General features: G+C 66.3%; 20 protein-coding genes and 1 pseudogene. 9 read left to right on the forward strand and 12 right to left on the reverse strand.

The window, feature by feature from the left end:
* Positions 1-64 precede the first annotated feature (64 nt).
* The gene (locus tag ACSE4D_RS08900; protein WP_436327103.1) at positions 65-487 is read right to left on the reverse strand and encodes a serine hydrolase; all 423 of its coding nucleotides are present in this window, start codon (positions 485-487) and stop codon (positions 65-67) included.
* Complete coding sequence (locus ACSE4D_RS08905; RefSeq protein WP_436327104.1) at positions 468-1,196, reverse strand: serine hydrolase domain-containing protein; 729 nt, start codon at positions 1,194-1,196, stop codon at positions 468-470. The genes ACSE4D_RS08900 and ACSE4D_RS08905 overlap by 20 nt, the downstream gene beginning before the upstream one ends.
* 466 nt (positions 1,197-1,662) lie before the next feature.
* On the opposite strand from ACSE4D_RS08905, the gene ACSE4D_RS08910 reads away from it, so the two are divergent.
* Positions 1,663-2,334, forward strand: coding sequence for a TetR/AcrR family transcriptional regulator C-terminal domain-containing protein (locus ACSE4D_RS08910; protein WP_167854343.1), 672 nt, complete (start codon positions 1,663-1,665; stop codon positions 2,332-2,334).
* 87 nt (positions 2,335-2,421) lie between these two features.
* A complete protein-coding gene (locus tag ACSE4D_RS08915) occupies positions 2,422-2,991 on the forward strand; it encodes a TetR/AcrR family transcriptional regulator (RefSeq protein ID WP_135537802.1) in 570 nt (189 codons plus the stop codon).
* A gap of 71 nt (positions 2,992-3,062) precedes the next feature.
* Here the strand turns inward: ACSE4D_RS08915 and ACSE4D_RS08920 are convergent, their stop codons facing one another.
* From ACSE4D_RS08920 to ACSE4D_RS08945, 6 genes are all read right to left on the reverse strand, one after another.
* Positions 3,063-3,659, reverse strand: coding sequence for a class I SAM-dependent methyltransferase (locus tag ACSE4D_RS08920; RefSeq protein WP_135537803.1), 597 nt, complete (start codon positions 3,657-3,659; stop codon positions 3,063-3,065).
* Positions 3,656-4,909, reverse strand: a complete 1,254-nt coding sequence (locus ACSE4D_RS08925) for an alpha/beta hydrolase (protein ID WP_425120084.1) — start codon at positions 4,907-4,909, stop codon at positions 3,656-3,658. The genes ACSE4D_RS08920 and ACSE4D_RS08925 overlap by 4 nt, the downstream gene beginning before the upstream one ends.
* Before the next feature lie 76 nt (positions 4,910-4,985).
* On the reverse strand, positions 4,986-5,927 hold the full coding sequence (locus tag ACSE4D_RS08930) for an anti-sigma factor domain-containing protein (protein ID WP_436327105.1): 942 nt from the start codon (positions 5,925-5,927) through the stop codon (positions 4,986-4,988).
* On the reverse strand, positions 5,924-6,499 hold the full coding sequence (locus ACSE4D_RS08935) for a sigma-70 family RNA polymerase sigma factor (RefSeq protein ID WP_135537806.1): 576 nt from the start codon (positions 6,497-6,499) through the stop codon (positions 5,924-5,926). Before ACSE4D_RS08935 ends, ACSE4D_RS08930 begins: the two co-directional genes overlap by 4 nt.
* Positions 6,500-6,725: 226 nt before the next feature.
* A complete protein-coding gene (locus ACSE4D_RS08940; protein WP_425120081.1) occupies positions 6,726-7,421 on the reverse strand; it encodes a fasciclin domain-containing protein in 696 nt (231 codons plus the stop codon).
* A 188-nt stretch (positions 7,422-7,609) separates the two neighbouring features.
* Complete coding sequence (locus ACSE4D_RS08945) at positions 7,610-9,181, reverse strand: molybdopterin-dependent oxidoreductase (RefSeq protein WP_425120080.1); 1,572 nt, start codon at positions 9,179-9,181, stop codon at positions 7,610-7,612.
* 109 nt (positions 9,182-9,290) lie between these two features.
* Here ACSE4D_RS08945 and ACSE4D_RS08950 point away from each other — a divergent pair, with 109 nt between their 5' ends.
* The 3 genes and pseudogenes from ACSE4D_RS08950 to ACSE4D_RS08960 all read left to right on the forward strand — a co-directional run bounded on the left by ACSE4D_RS08950 (position 9,291) and on the right by ACSE4D_RS08960 (position 11,399).
* Complete coding sequence (locus tag ACSE4D_RS08950) at positions 9,291-9,794, forward strand: OsmC family protein (protein WP_135537808.1); 504 nt, start codon at positions 9,291-9,293, stop codon at positions 9,792-9,794.
* 21 nt (positions 9,795-9,815) lie between these two features.
* Entirely contained in the window at positions 9,816-10,508 is a 693-nt protein-coding gene (locus ACSE4D_RS08955; protein WP_240689586.1) for a trimeric intracellular cation channel family protein, read from the forward strand.
* 31 nt (positions 10,509-10,539) lie between these two features.
* A pseudogene (locus ACSE4D_RS08960) lies at positions 10,540-11,399 on the forward strand (PPK2 family polyphosphate kinase).
* A 64-nt stretch (positions 11,400-11,463) separates the two neighbouring features.
* On the opposite strand, the gene ACSE4D_RS08965 reads toward ACSE4D_RS08960, so the two are convergent.
* Together ACSE4D_RS08965 and ACSE4D_RS08970 are read right to left on the reverse strand one after the other, a co-directional pair.
* On the reverse strand, positions 11,464-11,886 hold the full coding sequence (locus ACSE4D_RS08965; RefSeq protein WP_135537809.1) for an OsmC family protein: 423 nt from the start codon (positions 11,884-11,886) through the stop codon (positions 11,464-11,466).
* 26 nt (positions 11,887-11,912) lie between these two features.
* On the reverse strand, positions 11,913-12,488 hold the full coding sequence (locus tag ACSE4D_RS08970; protein ID WP_135537810.1) for a cysteine hydrolase family protein: 576 nt from the start codon (positions 12,486-12,488) through the stop codon (positions 11,913-11,915).
* Positions 12,489-12,583: 95 nt separating this feature from the next.
* Between ACSE4D_RS08970 and ACSE4D_RS08975 the strand changes: the two genes are divergently transcribed.
* Together ACSE4D_RS08975 and ACSE4D_RS08980 are read left to right on the forward strand one after the other, a co-directional pair.
* A complete protein-coding gene (locus ACSE4D_RS08975) occupies positions 12,584-13,852 on the forward strand; it encodes an MFS transporter (RefSeq protein ID WP_135537811.1) in 1,269 nt (422 codons plus the stop codon).
* Positions 13,849-14,625 carry an MOSC domain-containing protein gene (locus tag ACSE4D_RS08980; RefSeq protein WP_135537812.1) on the forward strand — a complete coding sequence of 259 codons (777 nt, stop codon included), beginning with the start codon at positions 13,849-13,851 and terminating at the stop codon, positions 14,623-14,625. Before ACSE4D_RS08975 ends, ACSE4D_RS08980 begins: the two co-directional genes overlap by 4 nt.
* Here the strand turns inward: ACSE4D_RS08980 and kynU are convergent.
* Both kynU and ACSE4D_RS08990 read right to left on the reverse strand, forming a co-directional pair.
* Complete coding sequence (kynU, locus tag ACSE4D_RS08985; RefSeq protein WP_135537813.1) at positions 14,618-15,970, reverse strand: kynureninase; 1,353 nt, start codon at positions 15,968-15,970, stop codon at positions 14,618-14,620. The two genes, ACSE4D_RS08980 and kynU, sit on opposite strands and share 8 nt — an antisense overlap.
* Positions 15,967-17,361, reverse strand: a complete 1,395-nt coding sequence (locus tag ACSE4D_RS08990; protein WP_167854345.1) for an APC family permease — start codon at positions 17,359-17,361, stop codon at positions 15,967-15,969. The genes kynU and ACSE4D_RS08990 overlap by 4 nt, the downstream gene beginning before the upstream one ends.
* A gap of 150 nt (positions 17,362-17,511) precedes the next feature.
* On the opposite strand from ACSE4D_RS08990, the gene ACSE4D_RS08995 reads away from it, so the two are divergent.
* Together ACSE4D_RS08995 and ACSE4D_RS09000 are read left to right on the forward strand one after the other, a co-directional pair.
* Positions 17,512-17,997 carry an Lrp/AsnC family transcriptional regulator gene (locus tag ACSE4D_RS08995; protein ID WP_240689587.1) on the forward strand — a complete coding sequence of 162 codons (486 nt, stop codon included), beginning with the start codon at positions 17,512-17,514 and terminating at the stop codon, positions 17,995-17,997.
* 181 nt (positions 17,998-18,178) lie between these two features.
* The gene (locus ACSE4D_RS09000) at positions 18,179-18,739 is read left to right on the forward strand and encodes an OsmC family protein (protein WP_135537818.1); all 561 of its coding nucleotides are present in this window, start codon (positions 18,179-18,181) and stop codon (positions 18,737-18,739) included.
* The last annotated feature ends 52 nt before the right edge of the window (positions 18,740-18,791 follow it).

The raw sequence follows: 18,791 nt of genomic DNA on the forward strand, positions 1-18,791 counted from the left end.
GTATCCGTCCGAGTGGGGAACCGTCCGGGCCCGCCTCCGGCACAGGGCGGAGACGGGCCCGGCATCAGCCCAATGCCAAGCTGTACAGGTGCTCGAGAGCTCCGTCGATGGCATGCGGCACGGGACGGCCCGAATCATCCAGCTCATTCCACCGCTGCCGATTCACCAGGATCGTCATCTGACGTCGGCCGTCGGCACGTGTCATGGTGATGGCGCCGCCTCCCCACACCGAACCGTCGTGGCCCCAGAACGTTCCTCCCGCCTCATTGCGGCGATGCAGTCCCAATCCGTAGTCGATCATCGTTCCCTCGAAGGAGCGGACGGGGGCCGTGCGCTGCATCTGCGCAAGCGACTCCGCCTGGAGCAGCTCGCCGCCGATGAGGAGGCCGAAGAACCGATTGAGATCGGCAGCGGTCGATACCAGGGAGGCCGCCGGCCCGACCCACGACATGTCGAACTCACTGAAGTCACGGGGCGGATCGGCCATCGAGAACCACGACTCGTAGAGTCGCGAATGCGGTCTGGCCAGAGCCGTGTCCGTGGGGAAAGTAGGTGTCATTCAGACCGGCAGGCACGATGACCTCGGTGGTGATGTGGTCCTCGGCTGCACTCCCGGTGACCAGTTCGATGAGCTCGGCCAGCAGCAGGTAGTTCGTATTCGAGTACATCCCAGGGGGCTGCCCCGGTGTTCCGAGCATGGGTGCCTCAACCCCGGCTGCGATGAGTTCCCGGCGGGTGAACCGGGTGAACCTGTTCTCCTCGAGGCTGCGGGGGCTGGTTCGCGCGAGATCCGGGAACGCACGCAGGGAGTCGTAGATGGACGGCAGATATTCGGCCAGTCCGCTCGTGTGGTTCGCGAGCATTCGCACGGTGACGGCGTGGCCACGCTGACCGGGGACGAGCTCGGGAAGGTAGTGGCCGATGCTCTGGTCGAGATCGACGAGCCCGGTCTCTGCCGATCGCAGCAGCGCGAGAGTCGTGAACGTCTTCGCGATGCTCCCGACCCGATGATGCAGATCGGGGGACATGGGAACTTCGGTGGTCACCTCGGCGAAACCGGCGCTGCCGCGCCAGATCTCTCCGTCATCGGCCACCTCGGCGGCGATTCCGGGCATGCCTGCATGATGAACCTCATCGAGGGCATTCTGCAGGCGCAGCGGGTCGAGGGACATGCTCGTATGAAGACTGGTTGTCATAATGCTGCCTTTCAGGTGGTTTGGCGGCGGTGTGTTCGCCCCGTCGAGTTCGCGTCTGCCCCCGCCGAGGTCGTCCGTGCCCTGAACATCAGGACCACGGCAATGAGGCCGGCCACGGAGGGCAGGAGGCCGATCCCGCTGATGAACGGCGGCAGTCCGGTCTCACCCGAGGTGTCACGGACGAGGAGGGCGAAGCTCGCGCCCGAGGTGTGCGCTGACCGTGGCCACGATGGTGAGGGCGAGGCCGCCCCAGAGCGCGAGGAACGTCGAATGCGAATAGTGCATGGTCATGGAGTCCTTTCTCCTGTGATGCTGTTGCGGGACCATTCCGCAAGTGGTGTCGCCGGCCCGCCAAGCGAGCTGCGCGACTAAGAGTTATACGACGTAAAACTCTGTGTCTATACTAGTTTTACGTTGCAGAACAGGTCAATGGAGGAAAACCGGAGCTCATGCAGGAAGACCGGCCATGGTGAGTCGCAGGACTGCTCGCGCTCGCGGACAGCACGCGGGACTCACCGCCGAGGCGATCGTGGCGACCGCGATCCGCCTCGCCGATGAGGAGGGGCTGCCCGCACTGTCGATGCGCCGGCTCGGTGCCGAACTCGACGTCGAGGCAATGGCGCTCTACCACCATTTTCCGAACAAAGGCGCACTCCTCGACGCGATCGTCGAAGACCTTGCCACCTCGGTGCCGATCGTTGACCTCGCCGGTCATGGCTGGGAGGACGGGCTGCGCACCTATGCCCGCGCTCAGCTCGAGACCCTCAGCGCACATCCGAGGCTCGTCGAGCTGGTCATGTCGCGCCCGGCGGTGACCACCGGAAACCTCGCGCTCATGGAGTCCCTGCTGACATTCCTCCAGGCCGACGAGTTCCCGCCGGCTTCGGCCCTCGATATCGTCTACTCCCTCAACGAGCTGGTCCTCATTCACGCCGTGCTCGAGGCCGGAGACGACACGGCGCCGGGGCCGCATGGGGAGGAGAGGTGGAGGCGCCACCTGGCTGGAGTGTCCGCCGAAGACTTCCCGCTCCTCGCCGAGGCGGTCGAGGCGAACGCCGATCGCGCTGCCCATGCGCGATTCGAGTTCGCGCTCGACGCTCTCATCGCCGGATTCGCGGACCTTCGCCGGAAGAGATGACCGCCCGCCTAGAATGGTCCTGACCGCGCCGCCAGGAGCGAGGCGGTCGTGAGTCGATGGTCCGATTCCGGCGGCCGAGGAGGATGAGTGGATCGACGTGAGGCCATTGCCCGCACCGGGATGGAGCTGGTGGCCGAAGGTGGCAGTCATGCTCTCACCCACCGTCGAATCGATCAGCGCCTCGACCTGCCGCCGGGAACGACGTCGAACTACGCGCGCAACCGACGCGCTCTGGTCATCATGGTCATCGACCAGATCGCGGCCATGGCCGATCTGCGCGGGGGCGACCGTGACCGCCCTCTGCCGAACACCGTCGCCGAGGCGCTCGAACAGCTGGTCCCCACGCTGGAGGCGACCATCGCCCGCGGGACCGATATCCGGGCACGGATGTCACTGTCTCTCGACTACTGGCAGGACCCCGAACTGCACACCCTGCTCACCACCGAATCTCCCATCCGGCTCAAGCTGGTTGCCGAGGCCGAGCGCATGCTCGCCGGTCTCGGGGTCCCCGAGCCCGAGAAGCGAGCGAACGACTTCATCGGTGTGATGAACGGCCTGCTGTTCGACCGGTTGGCAGGCAACGGCGTGCGCGGAGCTCGGGTCGATCCCGCCTCGGTGCTGGGCGCCTGGCTCATCGGCATCGGCGCCAGGCGATGACCGCGGTGGTGTCGATCGCAGCAGTGTGCTGACGATCCCGGCCTCGAGCCGACGCAGCTGCGTATGCGGGGTCAGCCGAGATGGACCTTCTGCGCGACGATGACGGCGAGATCGCGGTGCTGCCAGTGCACCCGCGGGTGCAGGCCTGTGGCCTCGAGCCAAGCCAGTTGGTCCTTCAGCGAACTCGGGGTGTCCTCGATCCCATCGATGGGCGTGATGACATCGGCCGGGTCGACAGGAACGACGAGATCGGCGAGGACGAAGCGCCCGCCCTCATCGAGGACGGCCGCGACCCGTGCGAACAGATCCGCCTTGCCTGATCCGTCGAGGTGATGGACGGCCAGGGTCGACATCACGAGGTCGAAAGGCCCGCTCGGCAGCGGGTCCTCCAGTCGGCTCTGCTGCAGAGCAGTCCTGGTCGGATCGAGAGCTTCTTCGGCCGCAGCGAGCATCTCGGCGCTGTCGTCGATGCCGAAGAGGTGCGCCTCCGGCAGTGCCCGGGCCACCTCGGCGGCGGTGAGGCCGCTCCCGATGCCCAGATCGAGGATGGTGCGAGGGGCGTCGGCTGCGACGGCTGCGCTCAGTTCGGCCTGCAGACGGGGATAGTCGGGGATCTCCTCGGCCATGAGCGCGCGGTAGGACTCCGGGTCCCAGGCGAATTCGGTCATGACTCTGCTCCTTCGCCGATGCGATGGGTGCTCGGCTGCTGTGTCGGAAGTGCCTGCGGCTGCGGAGGGTTCGGGTGCGGCTGCGGAGCGATGCCGATGTGGGCAAGGAAGCGGTCGAATCCATGGACGACGGCGGCGAAGCGCCAGGAGAAGAGGGAGTCGAGGCCGTGCTGTCCGCCCGGAAACTCCGCATACCACGTGGGCTGGCTCGACGCGGTTGCCACCTGCTTCGACAGTTCCCTCGCATCATCGATCGGGGCCCAGGAGTCATTGTCGCCGTGGACGAAGAACATCGGCGGTGCCGCCGAGGCATCCATCGCCAGCGGGGTCGACACGGGGTGCTCGTCCTCGCTGCGGCCGTAGTACCGACCGTAGTAGCCGTAGAGGCACAGCGCGGCGGCGATCCGCGGGGTCGTCAGCTCGTCGTGGGTCAGTTCGGCCTCCTCGCTGAGCGGCGGGCCCACGTCCGCGCCCTGGCCGAGTGCAATGAGCGAAGTCAGATGTGCTCCGGCCGAGCTGCCGGCCATGACGATCGTCGAGGCGTCTCCGCCGTGGAGCACCCCGTTGTCGCGTGTCCAGCGCAGCACGGCTCGTGCATCGTCGAGGTGATCGGTGAAGTCCGCTTTCGGGCGCAGCCGGTACGTCGCGCTGATGCAGACCCACCCGCGGGCCGCCAGATGGTGAAGCAGTGCGCGGGCCTCACGGCGGTTTCCGCCGGAGGAGTATCCCCCGCCGTGGAAGTACACGAGCACCGGGCCGCTGAGGGTCTGGTTCCGGAACCGATAGACATCAAGGCGCTGTCGTCGATGCTCGCCGTAGGACAGACCGCCGATCCGCATGACCGAACGGGGGCGCAGCGGGACGGGGAACAGCAGCGGACGCAGCCAGGTCCACCTCGGTGGGGGCGCCGAGCTCGTGCTCCCGCGCCGAGGTTCGGTGTGTGCGCGGATCAGCGCCGTGACCACCGATCGAGCCAGAAGGCAGCGCCGCAGCACCACGAGGAGGCCGAGGAGGATGATTGCCGACAGCGCAAGGAGCACCGTTCCCACGGGGCCGTCCAGGTCTCCCTCGCTGAGAGCAAGCGCGGTGGAGAGGATCAGCCAGAGTGCCCCGAAGTGGGGCACTTCGCTGATGACGACCGCCAGGAAGCAGCTGATGCGACCTGCGCGGCCATAGCCAGGCGGCGGGATGAGGGCCGCAGCCGTGCACACGCCGAGGAGTCCGATTGTGAAGAGGTAGCCGATCGGCATGTGGGTCTCCTTCACCGTTGATGGACATGCCGGTCACATCACGGTACCACGACCATCGTAGTGGTTGAATCCCTTCCTACAGATCGAGTGCGACGATCGGGTCCGTGGTCGGCTGCTCGGACCCGCCCGCGGGCTCCACGGTGATGCCGAACAGGCTGCCGTCCGAGAATTCCCTGCCGGCGATGGTCACCGGTTCATCGGTCATGAGACCGGCGCTCTCGGGTCCGTCGTCACCGATCACCCACATCTGCATCGATTTTCCTGCCGGTGGGTCTCCGACATCGCGCGGGCTGAATCGGATGAGCTGCTCGCTCTCCGAGGACAGCACGGTGACCGAACCGCCCTCGGGCAGATCGGCCGTGCTCGTGCGAAGATCATCTGCCTCCATGAGTCGCGCGGACTCGTCGAGCTGCTGCTGGGTTGCGGCCAGCTGCTCCTCGAGCTGGTTCTGATGCTGAGTCTGCTGCCAGATCGTCACTCCGAATCCGCCCACGACGATGACGGCGGCCGCGGCCGCAGCATAGGGCAGCCAGGGCCGCTGCCGACTGCGGCGGGCACGCTGATCACGAATGTCGCTGACTCTGCTGTTGCCGCGACGATCACCGCGTTCACCAGGGTCGATTCGCTCGCCGCCCTCACTATCGTCCTCGTGGTCCTGCGACTGACGATGCTCCGACGGTGAGGTGGATGGAGCTGCCGCCGCAGATTCCGAGCCGACGGGACCGGCTGGATCCTGAGACCCCGGGTCGACCGGTGGTGCGGTCTGGGCGAGCCAGTGGTCACCGGGAGGTTCCTGCGCATGTGTCGACGGAATGTTGAGGATGGCCTCTCGTGTCTTGTCGCTGACCTCCTGCGGTTCCTCGTCCTCCGCCATCAGCGCCATCGTCTCGGCGTAGGCGTCGACTTCGGAGCGGAAATCTGCGTCGGAGTCCGCGAGGCGCTGCGCTTCGGCGAGTTCGGAGTCACTGAGCCCTCCGAGGGCCAGACCGGCAGCCAGATAGTCACGATCGGCGTTCATCGGCTTGCCTCCAACTCTTCTCGCAGCTTCTTCATTCCGTCCCTGATCCGTGACTTGATGGTACCCAGCGGCACCTTGAGGTTCTCCGAGATCTGGGTGTGGGTCATGCCCTGGTAGAAGGCCATGACGATCGGTTCGGCCTGCTCCTCCGGCAGGACCTGCAGAGCCGAGACCGTCCGATCGGACTCTGCGCGGGCAATGACCGTCTGCTCCACCTGTTCACCAGCTTCGGCGGTCGTCCGCAGACCGTCCGCGAGATCCCGGTTCTGTTGGGCTTGGACGCTGCGTACGCAGTCGATGGCTCGTCTGCGGCACAGGGTGATCAGCCAGGCTCTTCCGGTGCCGCGGTTCGGGTCGAAACCCGAACATCGGGTCCAGACCTCGGTGAAGCATTCCTGCAGGACCTCCTCGGCGAGCGATCTGCTCTTGACGATCCGCAGGATCACGGCCATGAGGATGCGGGATTGGGTGGTGAACAGCTCGTCGAAAGCGGACCGGTCGCCCTCGGCGATGCGGATCAGCAGCGCACCGCCGGGATCAGCGGAAACCGCTGTCTGGTCATCAGAGCTCATTGCCCAATCATGCCATCTGCGCAGAATCTGATCACCCCGGTCCGTGATGAGAGAGTCGTGCATGTCATGTGTGAACGGTGAGCCGAGCAGGGCGGGAGCAGCGACGCATCGCTCACGTGAGATCGAACGAGTCGCAGGGAATGCAGAAGCGGCCGGGCGCCGATCGTCTCGCTGCTGATCGGTTCCCGGCCACTTCATCGTGGTGCACTCTCGTGGCGAACTCCGGTCACTTCTCCGGCATCATCACGCCGTCGACCATGTAGACGGTGGCGTTGGCGGTCTTCACGCCGCCGCAGACCAGTCCCGCATCGTCGAACTTCATGTCTTCGCCGTCACCGGAGATCTTCACCTTCGAGCCTTCGACGGTCTCGTGTTCGCCGGCGATCTCATCGGGTGAGAGCTGACCGGGGATGACATGGTAGGTGAGTACCTTCGTCAGCATGTCCGAGTCCTTGGCCAAGGCGTCGAGGTCGTCCTTCGGCACGTCGGCGAAGGCATCGTCGACCGGGGCGATGACGGTGAATTCATCGCCGTTGAGGGTGTCGACAAGGTCGACATCGGGGTTGAGCTCGCCCGAAACCGCTTTGGTCAGGGTTGTGAGCATCGGGTTGTTCGAGGCCGCTGTGGCCACGGGATCCTGTGCCATTCCCTCCACGGATCCACCGCCGTCGGGGTTCTCGTCGGCATAGGCTGCACAGCCTGAACCGACGAGGTCGCTGTCGTCCATCGAGGAGTCGCCGGATTCTTCGGGCATCTCGGATTCGCCCGAGTCAGCCGACTGGGATTCCGAGCTGTCGGAATCCGAGCCGGATTCCTCGCCTCCCGAATCCGAACCCATGCCCGAGCAGCCGCTCAGTGCGAGGAGGCCGATCGCGCCGGCCGAGAGGATGGTGGCGGTACGTGTGCGAAGCAGTGTTTTCATCGTTCTTCTCCTAATCAACAGTGATGTGTATCAGCGCACAGCCGTGGAGTTGACTCCATTGCTCGCTGTGTACTGGGTATTCGCAGCGGAGGCGAATGCGGATGGGTGGATGGCAAAGAAATCTGAAAGATTCTTCGCCGAGGCGGGATCACCCAGCCCGAGGGCGGGAGCCTCGGCGCAATCGGCGCTCACTCGACGCGGAACTGGATGTGGTGGTGGCCGGTGGCCGAGTTCGGGATCGCATCTCGGCGCTTCGCAGTCTGGACTGTGCCGTCCTTGTCCGTGGCTCGCACGGTCAGCGTGTGCGAGCCCGGCTCCACCTCGGCGAAATCGGTCCGCCACTGACGCCAGGTGTCGATCGTGACCTCTTCGGCCAGATCGGCCTCTGTCCACTCGCCGTCGTCGAGTCTGACCTCGACGCGGTCGATGCCCGAACGCTGCGCCCACGCGGTGCCGCCGACCTGAAGACTGCCGGCAGAGACCTTCCCCAGCGGTTTGGGCACTTCGATGCGGGAGGCGACGAGGATGGGCGCCTTCGCATCCCACCCACGGTCGGTCCAATAGGAGGTCTTCTCATCGAAACGGGTGACCTCGAGCTCGGTGACCCATTTGGTTGCGGACACGAAACCGTAGAGCCCCGGCACGACGAGGCGTGCGGGAAATCCGTGTTCGGGCGGCAGCGCCTGACCATTCATGCCGACGGCCAGAAGGGAATCGCGGTCATCGGTGAGAGCCGTGATCGGCGTCGAGGCGGTGAAACCGTCGAAGGAGTGGGAGAGGACCATATCGGCGTCTGCGCTCGGCCGGGCACGTTTGAGGAGCTCACGAACCGGGTAGCCGAGCCAGGTCGCGTTGCCGACAAGATCGCCGCCGACCGGATTGGACACACAGGTGAGCGTGATGTGGTGTTCTTCGAGAGGGAGATCGAGCAGCTCGTCCATCGTCAGGGTCACCTCCTCGGCGACCATGCCGTGGATGCGCAGCGACCACTGTTCGGGATCGACGACCGGAGGGGCGAGGACCGTGTCGATGCGGTAGAAGTCCTGCGGGTCGGTGAGAAAAGGGGCCGTGCCTGTCACATCGGTGCTCGCCTTGGCGGGGATCGGTTCCGCCTTCTTCGCCGGGCGGGGCAGGACCAGTTGAGCCACCGCAGCTCCCGCATCCTGTGCAAGAGAGGCAACGGTCTGGCCGGCGGCGATGGTGACCGCACCGATCGCACCGAAGGCTCCTGCCAGGGTGAAGAAGCGACGGCGACTCAAGGGCTCCGGCGTTCGTGACCCGTGCTCTGCGCCTCGCCGATCGGAGCCGGGTGCTCCTGAGCCGCCGAGACGCAGGAGCACCACGAAGACCGCGATGCCGAGCGCAAGACCGATGAGCGTGGGAACGATGTCCGAAGCATTCGCCTCGGGACGCAGCACGATGACCACCGCGGGCACGAGCCCGGCGATGAGCAGAAACAGTGTGGCCAGACGTCGGTGGGACAGGGCGAGGATTCCGATGAGTCCGCCGAGGACCAACGCCCCGAGTCCCGTCGAGAGGACGAGGACAACCTTGTCGTTGTCTCCGAACAATGCGATGACGGGTTTGATCGCCGCCGGCGGGGCGAGGGGGATGATCGCCTGGCCGAGGGTGAGCAGCGGTGCGGCACTGGGACTGAATGCGCGCGCGATGAGGTCGGCGAGGCCGAACATCACGAGGGTGGCCGCGATTCCGACCAGAGCGCCTCGGAGACGGCGGCGAGCGCGAGGATATGGGTTCATGGGAATGATTCGGAGACCGCGGGTCTTCGGATGGGATCATCCGGCCGCGTCACATTCCATTCACCGAAACCCCAGTGACCATGGCACGTGTCTGTCGTAGCATGGAGCAATGACTGAGAACCCCGGATACGCCCAGCCGCAGGCTCCGAGCGCCGATGCGGATGAGCCGAAGAGCCCGACCGCGCCCATCTACACCGCTAAGGTCGAGAACCTCGGCGGCACCTCCGGAGAGGTGCGCGTCGAAGACGGCCAGACCCTGACCACGGCCCCGACTTCGCACGTCGAACAGGGCAATAACCCCGAACAGTTCCTTGCGATGGCGTGGTCGACGTGCCTCGGTGAGACCCTCAAAGTCGTGCTCGCCGTCAACGAACTCGACGTCCTCTCCCGGGTGCGCGTCGAGGTCGAACTGCACAAAGAGCCTTCGGGCAACGGCTTCTACTTCGCCCCGCGTGCCTACATCTCCATCGACGGGGTCTCGGACGAGGACGCCGAGAAATACGCGGCCCGCGCTCACGCACGCTGCCCGATCTCCAAACTCCTCATGGGCAAGGGAACTCCGGTCGTCGAGATCGAACAGTACAAGAACCCGGATAACTTCCAGCTCAGCTGACCGAGCGGGCCGGGAGCCGATGTGGAACTGAATCTGCAGGAAGTCCTCTTCCTCGCCCTCGACCTCACCGGCACCTTCGCCTTCGCCGTCTCCGGTGTTCTGCTGGCGGCCCGCCGCAATTTCGACATCACCGGCGGACTCGTGCTCGGCACGCTCACCGGCATCGGCGGCGGCATGATCCGCGACGTGCTCCTCGACCGGGTGCCCAACGCCATCGCCCAACCCATCTATCTCGCCCCGCCGGTGATCGCGACCCTGCTCATCTACATGATCGGCTCGCACATCTCCCGGGCACGGATCTGGATCGTCGCCTTCGACGCGATGGGACTCGGGCTCTTCAGCGTCACCGGAACGACGATCGCGCTCGCCGCCGGAACGAACTACCCGGCCGCGCTGCTCATGGGCGCGCTGACGGCCTGTGGCGGCGGGCTCATGCGCGATGCCGTGGCCAGCGAGGACCCTGCGATCTTCCGCGGCACCGACCTCTACCTCATCCCCGCCCTGCTCGGATCGGGGCTGACGATCCTCGCCGAGGTGACCGGACTGCTGGGCGCCATCTCCTCGCTCATCATCGCGGCCGCCGCCTTCGCCTTCCGCATGCTCGCGTGGAAGCTGCAATGGCGGGTCCCGCAGCCGATGCGGCAGTGGTCGTACCGCGAGACCCGCCATCGGGTGAAGAAGAAGCTGCCGTCGGTGTTCCGGAAACCGGACTGAGGCGGGCCCTCCTGTCTGCAAGGATGATCGCATGAGCGAGCCGAAGAGCAACTGGACGACCGACCCTGCCCCTCTGCTGCGCGTTGGGGAGGGATTCCGCCTCGGCGAGGTCGATCCCGACTCCACTCCCGGCTACGCCGGGGACAAGAAGAGCGGGAAAAAGGATCTCGGGGCGCTGTCGACCGAGCTGAACGACCTGCAGGAGAGGCTCTTCGCCGCCCACCACGACGACGACACCGGGCCAGCCGTCCTCCTCGTCCTGCAAGCCATGGACACCGCCGGCAAGGGCGGAATCGTGCGCCACGTCGTCGGCGCCGTCGACCCACAGGGCGTCGAAACCGCGAGCTTCAAGAAACCGACGGATGAAGAACTCGCCCATGATTTCCTCTGGCGCATCCGCCCACGGGTACCCGGGCCCGGCATGATCGGTGTCTTTGACCGCTCCCACTACGAGGACGTGCTCATCGGCCGCGTCCGTGAACTCGCTGACGCCCCCGAGATCGACCGCCGCTACTCAGCCATCAACGACTTCGAAGCCGAACTCGCCGAGGCAGGAGTGCACATCGTCAAGGTGATGCTTCACCTCTCCCGGACGAGCAGAAGGAGCGGCTGACCGAACGCCTCGACCGGCCCGACAAGTACTGGAAGTACAACCCCGGCGACGTCGACGAACGACTCCTGTGGCCGGATTACATGGACGCGTATCAGACCGTGTTCGATCGCACCTCCACCGAGGCCGCACCCTGGTTCGTCGTCCCTGCTGACCGGAAATGGTACGCGCGACTGGCCGTGCAGCGACTGCTGCTCGACGCCCTCCACGACATCGATCCACAGTGGCCTGCCGCCGATTTCGACGTCGAGGTCGAGAAGAAGCGGCTCGCCGAGAGCTGAGGTCCACGTCTGCACGGAACGTCGGGCCGCCTCGGCGAGGTAGGGGCCCGAGCGCATCGCGACGTCAGTCGCGGCGGATGCTGAAGTCGACCTTTGTGGGGTGTTCGACGGTGCGCGAGACCGTGCAGTACTTGTCGTGGGAGAGGCCGACGAGGCGTTCGATGCGGGCATCGGCCTTCCGCCCGTCCTCATCGTCGGGGAACGCGAGGTCGAAGTCGAGGTGAACGTTGTCCAGGCGGGAGGCGCCGTCCTCGTCGACCTTCTCGGCCTGTGCGTTGACCTCGAAGCGGGTCGGTTCGGTGTGGCGGCTGGTCACGGTGTCGACGTCGATCGACGAGCAGCCGGCAACGGCGGCCAGGAGCAGCTCGACCGGGGACATGAGGCCCTCGCCGCGACCGAATTCGATGCTCGCCCCGCTCGGAGCGGTGGCGCGGTAGTGGTTCTCGGCGATGCGGGTCAGTTCGATGCTGCGGGTGTCTTCACTCATGGACCCATGATGTCAGACTCCGGGTCTCAGGGGCGGGTGAAGTCGACCTCCCCCGATTCCTGTACCTGTGCCGTGCGGCCAGGACCCGATTCGAACTGCCAGTACAGGTTCGTGTGAGAGACGACCTGCTCCGGCGGGGGAGCTCCCCACTCGGTGAGGTCCTCGGTGGTGTGGGCGTCGGTGACGAGGGTGACGTCGTAGCCGCAGGCGAAGCCGCCGTGGATCGTCGAGCGCACGCAGGCATCCGATTGGGCGCCGGTGACGACGAGGTGGCCGACATCCTTGCCGGCAAGCACCTCCGCGAAGTCCGTTTCCTCGAAGGTGTTGCCATGGGTCTTCTCGATGATCGCCTCGCCTTCGGCGGGGGCGAGCGCATCGACGATCTGCCACTGCGGCGAACCCGACGGCAGCTCATCTGAGCTGTGCCGGACCCACACCACCTCGGTGCCGGTGTTCCGGGCACGATCGACGAGAGAGGCGATCGTCGAAATGACCCCGTCTGAGTTCCACGAGGCTTCCATCACCGCGTTCTGGACGTCGATGACGATGAGGGCGGAGTTGCTGCGAGCGGATGCGGGCAGTGCGTCGGTGCCTGTGGGCATGATGATCCTCCTTGATCGCCATTCATTATTCTCTGCCGAGTCCCGGCAGACAAGAGCGTATGTCGGTATTTCGGCGGTGGTGTGAGAATGAGCGGGTGAACGATATCTCTCCCGGTTCCGGCGACGCCTCGGCCGCCCCACGCCGTTTCAGTGTGCTGCGCAGCTGGAAGACCGCGCCGTACCTGGTGGGCTCGGGCACGGCGATGATGGGCGACAACATCGAGCACGTCATCACCTATTGGGTGCTGTGGGAGAAGTTCGAGTCCCCGGCCCTTGTCGGTTTCCAGCTCATCAGTCACTGGCTGCCGTTCCTGCTCCTGTCCGTCTACGCCGGCTCCTTGGCCGAGCGCTTCGATTGTCGCCGCCTCATCCAGATCGGGCAGATCATGTTCATGGTCGTCTCCCTGTGCTGGGGCATCCTCTTCCTCACCGACTCGCTGCAGCTGTGGCAGGCCTGCGTGCTGCTCGTCATCCACGGACTCGCCGGATGCCTGTGGGGCCCGGCCGAGCAGATGATGCTTCATGATTTCGTCGACCGGAAGGAGCTGCCGAGCGCCGTGAGGCTCAACGCGACGTTCCGCAGCCTCGGCATCCTCTTCGGGCCCGTCGTCGGCTCCGCCCTGCTGCTCGGGGTCGGGGCGACCTGGGGCATCTTCATCAACATCGTCTTCTACCTGCCGCTGACACTCTTCCTCATCCGCACGCCCTTCACCGGACATCTGCGCAGCGGCAGTGTGCGCACGGCGCGGACGACGCTCATGCAGTCGCTGCGGGTGCTCATCGACGTCCGCCACAATCGTGCGATCCTCGGCATGCTGCTGCTGGCCGCGCTCGCCTCGATGACGATCGGTGCGGTGCTGCAGACCGCGATGCCCGTCTTCGGCGGGATCCTCACCCCGTCCGGCGGAGACAGTGACTTCACCTACGGGGTGCTGCTCTTCGCCATGGGTGCCGGAGGGGTGCTCGGTGGGTTCGGGCTCGAGGCGACCGGATGGATCAAAGCCGTCCCCACGGCTGCCGCGCTGGCCGCTGCCGCGATGGGGCTCAGCGCCGTGTTCTTCGCCCTGACCTCACACCTGTGGGTGGCGATCGTCATGCTCGTGATCGCCGGAGTCTCGAAGATCACCGCCGAGTCGACCGAGATGGCGATCATCCAACTCGAGGCGCCCGCGGAGATCCGTGGGCGCGTCATCGGATCCTATGCGATGTTCGGCCCCGGGATGCAGACCTTCTCCGGAGTCACGGTCGGGGTGCTCGGCACGATCGCCACGATCCCCGGGGCGGTCATCATCGGCGGCACGGTCCTCGCCATCGGGGCAGTGGCCATCGGCGCCTATGCCGTGACCGGACGGAGGCACACATGACCCCGCGGCCCGGGGTGAGCCTCGAAGTCGTGTCGGTCGGGTTCGCTCCGGTCAAGGGCACACGGCACATCCGCCGGCCGGAGGCGCAGTTCGACGCCGAGGGGCCCGTCGGCGATCGCCGATACTGCCTCGTCGACGTCGAGCGTCGTCAGGTCCTCAAGACCGTCCAGCACCCTAGCCTCATCGGGGTCACGGCCGAACTGCGCGGGGAGGAGCTGGCGATGTCGCTGCCCGACGGCCGGTCCGCCTGCGCCGTGCCCGCCACCGATGGTGAGGTTCTCACCTGCGACTACTGGAAGCGGAAAACCGATCTCAGCCTCACGGACGGCCCGCACGCCGCACTGCTGTCGACCTGGCTCGGCCGACATGTGCGTCTGGCCCGTGCCCCTCGTGGAGACGTCGTCTTCGGTGCGCCGGTCTCCATCGTCACCACGGCCTCGCTCGGCGACCTCACCGATCGGGCGGCCCGACCAGGACTCGTCGACGAGGCGGCCCGCTTCCGTGCGACCTTCGTCGTCGACACGGATGTCCCATTCGCCGAGGAGGCCTGGCAGGGCCGGGAGGTCGGCCTTGTCGACTCCGGCCTCGGCGAGATCCGGGTGCGCATCGGGGCACCGATCCCGCGGTGCGCGGTGATGGACCTCGACCCGGTCACCGGCGAGCGGAATGCGCGCCTGCTGAGAGCGCTGGCCGGCTATCGACCCACCAACGAGGTCGGCGAACCCCTCTTCGGGGTCTATGCGGAGATCGACAGCCGGTCCGAGCTCAGGTGACGGCGCCGCGGACCTTGTGCTGCGGGACGTCCCATTCTCGGTTGTCGAGGATGTCACGCAGCGCCTCGACGGTGTCCCAGACATCGGTGAACCCGACATAGAGCGGAGTCAAGCCGAACCGCAGCACCTCGGGCTCGCGGTAGTCGCCGATGACGCCGCGCTCGATGAGCGCACTCATCACCGCGAACCCCTCGGGGTGGGTGATCGAGACCTGCGAACCGCGCTGCGCTTGCTCGCGCGGGGTCACGACCTCGACGGGATGATGCGACAGACGCGAATCGACGAGCTCGATGAACAGATCGGACAGAGCCAGCGACTTCTGCCGCACGGCCGCCATGTCGGCCCGGGAGTGGACGTCGAGACCGACCTCGGCCACGGACATCGAGATGATGCCCTGCGTGCCGGTGAGATAGCGCCGGATGCCGTCGGCCGGCGTGTAGTTGGGCTCCATCTCGAAGGGCTGCTTGTGGCCCCACCATCCCGACAGCGGTTGGGTGAACCGTGTCCGCAGAGCCTCGGAGACCCAGACGAACGCGGGTGAGCCCGGACCGCCGTTGAGGAACTTGTACGTGCAGCCGACCGCCATGTCCGCGCCCGAGCCGGCCAGGTCGATCTCGAGCGCACCGGCCGAATGGCAGAGGTCCCAGATCGCCAGTGCCCCTGCCGCATGGACCGCCGAGGTCGTCGACTCCATGTCGAAGAGGCGACCGGTGCGGTAGTTGACGTGGGTGAGGACGACGAAGGCCACCTCGTCGGTCAGGGCGGTAGGGAATCCGGCGGCCACTTCGGCGTCATCGACGAGGCGGACCTCCCAGCCGTCGCCGAGCTGCTCGGCCAGGCCCTCGAGCATGTAGATGTCGGAGGGGAAGTTCTCCCGCTGAGTGAGGATGACGCGGCGTCCCGGAGCATCGGCGGCCTGGATCTTGCAGGCGGCCGAGGCGACCTTGAACAGGTTGATCGAAGTCGTGTCGGTGACGACGGTGGCCCCGGCACCGCCCCCGACGAGGCCCGCGACCTTGTCGCCGAGCACGGCGGGCAGGTCGAACCAGCCGGCGTCGTTCCACGAGCGGATCAGACCGGCCCCCCACTCCTCGGAGATGACGTTCTGGGCACGCTCTGCGGCCCCCTTGGTCCGGGCTCCGAGGGAATTGCCGTCGAGGTAGATCGTCTCCGGCGGGAGGACGAACTCCTCGCGGAAGCCGCGGAGAGGATCGTAGGCACCCCGCTGGGCGCAGGCCGCCCGATCGAGCGCACCTCCGCCGGCACGGGCGGGCTGCTCGGAAGCTCGAGAGTCAGCGGAGTCAGTGATCGGTTCGGCGTCGCGTCCGTCGTCGAGAGTGGTCATGGTGTCGTCCTTTCGGTGCTGTTGTCGTTCAGTGTGGCAGGTTCGTCGGCGGCTGTGTCGGAGGCTGTCGCGCGGGCGGCGAGGATCCGGCCCACCGTCGGGTACCGGAGAACCGCGATGAGGACTCCGATCGCCAGCCACGCTGCCAGGGCGATCCACACCACCGGTGTGAAGTCGGCTGCGAGCAGCGTGATCTGGTAGAGGTTGACCGCTGTGCCGATCACCGTCAGTGCCCAATGCAGCCAGAGGGGGATCGTGAAGGGGGCCCGGGCGTGGGTCTCGGGCATGACATAGCGCATCCGCAGCGAGACGAGCAGGATGACGATGAGCATGACCTGCACCAGCGCCGAGGCGGCCGTGCCGATGACCGAGATGTCGAGACCGGCGATCGCTGGGACGATGCCGAGGACGAAGAGCGCGGTGAGGATCCAATGCGGAGTGCCGAACCGGGCATTGACCCGTCCGAACGCCGCCGGCAGCCAGCCGTCGTCCGTGGCGGCGAGCAGACCCTTCGACCCCCACAGGAGCTGGGCGTTGAGCGTAGAGACGATCGCGACCATCGCTCCGCCGAGGATGAAGAACACCCACCAGCCGTGAGACATGATCTCTTCGGCCACGACCGAGAGGGGCTGATCGGCGACCTCGGCGATGGGAAGGACACCCACGGCGGGGATCGCGATGAGCACGTAGAGGAGTCCGACGACGAGGGTGCCGCCGATCATCGCCAGAGGGATGTCGCGAGAGGGGTTCTTCATCTCGCGACCGAGCTCGGCGACGCCGAAGCTTCCCATGGTGGCGAAGGTGAGCAGCGCCGCCGCGGACAGGAGCTGGGTGAAGCCGTGCGGCAGCGGTTCGGGGTAGGCGTTCCATTCGATGTGGCCGAAGCCGTTGACGATGAACACGGAGAAGCCGATGAGCATGAGGACCATGAGCCAGACCCCCACCCGCGAGGAGAAGGCGGCGCCCATGAGGTTCGCGACGTAGAAGATGCTGACGATGACGACCGCGACGATGATCGGGTCGAAGAAGTCCGAGAGCGAGTGCAGATAGATCCCGGCAGAGAGGCCGTAGAGGCTGAGCGCGCACTGCTGCATGAGCGCCATCCACATATTGACGAAGCCGAGCCGCGGATCGACGACCCGCGCAGGCCAGGTGTAGGTCCCGCCGACCGCGGGAAGGGCCGAGGCCATCGCGGCATAGGGGATCGAGACGAGGATGATCGTGACCACCGCGATGAGGTAGGCCCAGGGCGTTCCGCCGCCGGTGATGCCGATGGCCACGCCCGTGAGCGAGACGATGCCGCCGCCGATCACCTGATTGATCGTCACGCTCAGCGCACCGGGCAGTCCGATCGTGCGTTTGAGCTGGTCCTGGTTGAGCTTGGCTGCCACGAGAGTCTCCCGAGTCGTCGTCTTCGCCGATCCGTTCCGCCTCTGCGATGAGGGGCGCGGCGAGCGTTCGCGTATGCTCCTCATCCTGGCATGGCATTCGGATATGATGGGCAGAATCCGAACAGAATTGAGTCACTGAGAGGAATATTCGTGAATGATTCGACGCTGATCGCCGATCATCGCTCCGATTCGGCGGATGTTCGGCTCGCCGAGGTGGACCTGGCGATCCTCCGTGAGCTCAGTGCCGACGCCCGGACCTCGAACAAGACCCTTGCCGCGCGGGTGGGGTTGGCGCCATCGACCTGCTCGGGCCGCGTCAGCGCCCTGCGGCAGAGCGGGGTGCTGCGCGGCTTCCACGCCGACATCGACTACGAGAAGCTCGGACTGAGCGTGTTCGGGATGATCTCCGTGCGTGTCACCCCGGTCGGCCGTTCGCAGCTGCGCAGTGTCATCGACCGGCTGCTCGAGGCAGCCGAGACGCTCGAGGTGTATCAGGTGTCGGGGGAGCGGGATCTCCTCGTCCACGTCGCCTGTGACCATCCGACGGGCCTGCACCGATTCATCGAGCAGAACCTGTCCGATCCGACGATCGCGCACACGCAGACGAGTCTTGTGTTCGGCCATCATCGGAAATGACGGTCTCGCACATACTGATGACGGCGTAGACGATGACTCGTGTCGGCAGATGACGCCGGATGACCCGAAGATGTCGGCGGGAGTCGGAAGCCGACGGAGTCAGGGCGGCCCGCCGGCGGAGATTCCTAGGCTGGGGTCGGCAATCACCCAAGCAACAGCACCGACACCGGGAGGCCCCGTCATGACTGCATCCGCCACTAAACTCGACACCATCGCCGACATCACTGCTCAGGAGCGCGCCGAACGCCTCGCCGCGGCGGGCAGCGCCTGGAATGAGCGTCTGGCCGCCTCGGCGACGAACGGCCGCCTGAAGTTCTCGGCCTCCGGCACGGCCCGCGGGTCCGTGTCCTCGGTGATCACCGCCGGGCAGCACACCTTCGCCGTCGACGAACCGACCCCGCTGGCCGGCGATGACGCGGCACCGAACCCCGTCGAATACGCGCTCGGAGCGCTCATCTCCTGCCAGATCGTCGTCTATCGCCTCTACGCCCACAATCTCGGGCTGACCATCGACGAACTCGATGTCACCGCCGAGGGCGACCTCGATGTGCAGGGACTCTTCGGAGCCGATGAGACCGTCCGTCCCGGGTTCTCCACCGTGCGGGTGTCCGTGAACGTCTCGGGACCCGACGACGCCGAGGACTACCGCAGGCTGCAGGAGACCGTCGACGCCCACTGCCCGGTCTTCGACATCTTCACCAACCCGACGCCGATCGACGTCACCGTGACGAAAGTCGACTGAGGACGAGAGCCGTCACGGTCGGAGGGCCGGCTGATGCGTGTCCGTCGGTCGG

It is taken from the genome of Brevibacterium sp. FAM 27836 (assembly GCF_051351055.1).
Lineage (GTDB): Bacteria > Actinomycetota > Actinomycetes > Actinomycetales > Brevibacteriaceae > Brevibacterium.

What these genes read in the sequence shown, in the direction of transcription:
- ACSE4D_RS08900 (WP_436327103.1), bottom strand. Translation starts at nt 487, where the DNA reads ATGGCCGATCCGCCCCGTGACTTCAGTGAGTTCGACATGTCGTGGGTC.
- ACSE4D_RS08905 (WP_436327104.1), bottom strand. Translation starts at nt 1,196, where the DNA reads ATGACAACCAGTCTTCATACGAGCATGTCCCTCGACCCGCTGCGCCTG.
- ACSE4D_RS08910 (WP_167854343.1), top strand. Translation starts at nt 1,663, where the DNA reads ATGGTGAGTCGCAGGACTGCTCGCGCTCGCGGACAGCACGCGGGACTC.
- ACSE4D_RS08920 (WP_135537803.1), bottom strand. Translation starts at nt 3,659, where the DNA reads ATGACCGAATTCGCCTGGGACCCGGAGTCCTACCGCGCGCTCATGGCC.
- ACSE4D_RS08925 (WP_425120084.1), bottom strand. Translation starts at nt 4,909, where the DNA reads ATGCCGATCGGCTACCTCTTCACAATCGGACTCCTCGGCGTGTGCACG.
- ACSE4D_RS08930 (WP_436327105.1), bottom strand. Translation starts at nt 5,927, where the DNA reads ATGAACGCCGATCGTGACTATCTGGCTGCCGGTCTGGCCCTCGGAGGG.
- ACSE4D_RS08935 (WP_135537806.1), bottom strand. Translation starts at nt 6,499, where the DNA reads ATGAGCTCTGATGACCAGACAGCGGTTTCCGCTGATCCCGGCGGTGCG.
- ACSE4D_RS08940 (WP_425120081.1), bottom strand. Translation starts at nt 7,421, where the DNA reads ATGAAAACACTGCTTCGCACACGTACCGCCACCATCCTCTCGGCCGGC.
- ACSE4D_RS08945 (WP_425120080.1), bottom strand. Translation starts at nt 9,181, where the DNA reads ATGAACCCATATCCTCGCGCTCGCCGCCGTCTCCGAGGCGCTCTGGTC.
- ACSE4D_RS08950 (WP_135537808.1), top strand. Translation starts at nt 9,291, where the DNA reads ATGACTGAGAACCCCGGATACGCCCAGCCGCAGGCTCCGAGCGCCGAT.
- ACSE4D_RS08965 (WP_135537809.1), bottom strand. Translation starts at nt 11,886, where the DNA reads ATGAGTGAAGACACCCGCAGCATCGAACTGACCCGCATCGCCGAGAAC.
- ACSE4D_RS08970 (WP_135537810.1), bottom strand. Translation starts at nt 12,488, where the DNA reads ATGCCCACAGGCACCGACGCACTGCCCGCATCCGCTCGCAGCAACTCC.
- ACSE4D_RS08980 (WP_135537812.1), top strand. Translation starts at nt 13,849, where the DNA reads ATGACCCCGCGGCCCGGGGTGAGCCTCGAAGTCGTGTCGGTCGGGTTC.
- kynU (WP_135537813.1), bottom strand. Translation starts at nt 15,970, where the DNA reads ATGACCACTCTCGACGACGGACGCGACGCCGAACCGATCACTGACTCC.
- ACSE4D_RS09000 (WP_135537818.1), top strand. Translation starts at nt 18,179, where the DNA reads ATGACTGCATCCGCCACTAAACTCGACACCATCGCCGACATCACTGCT.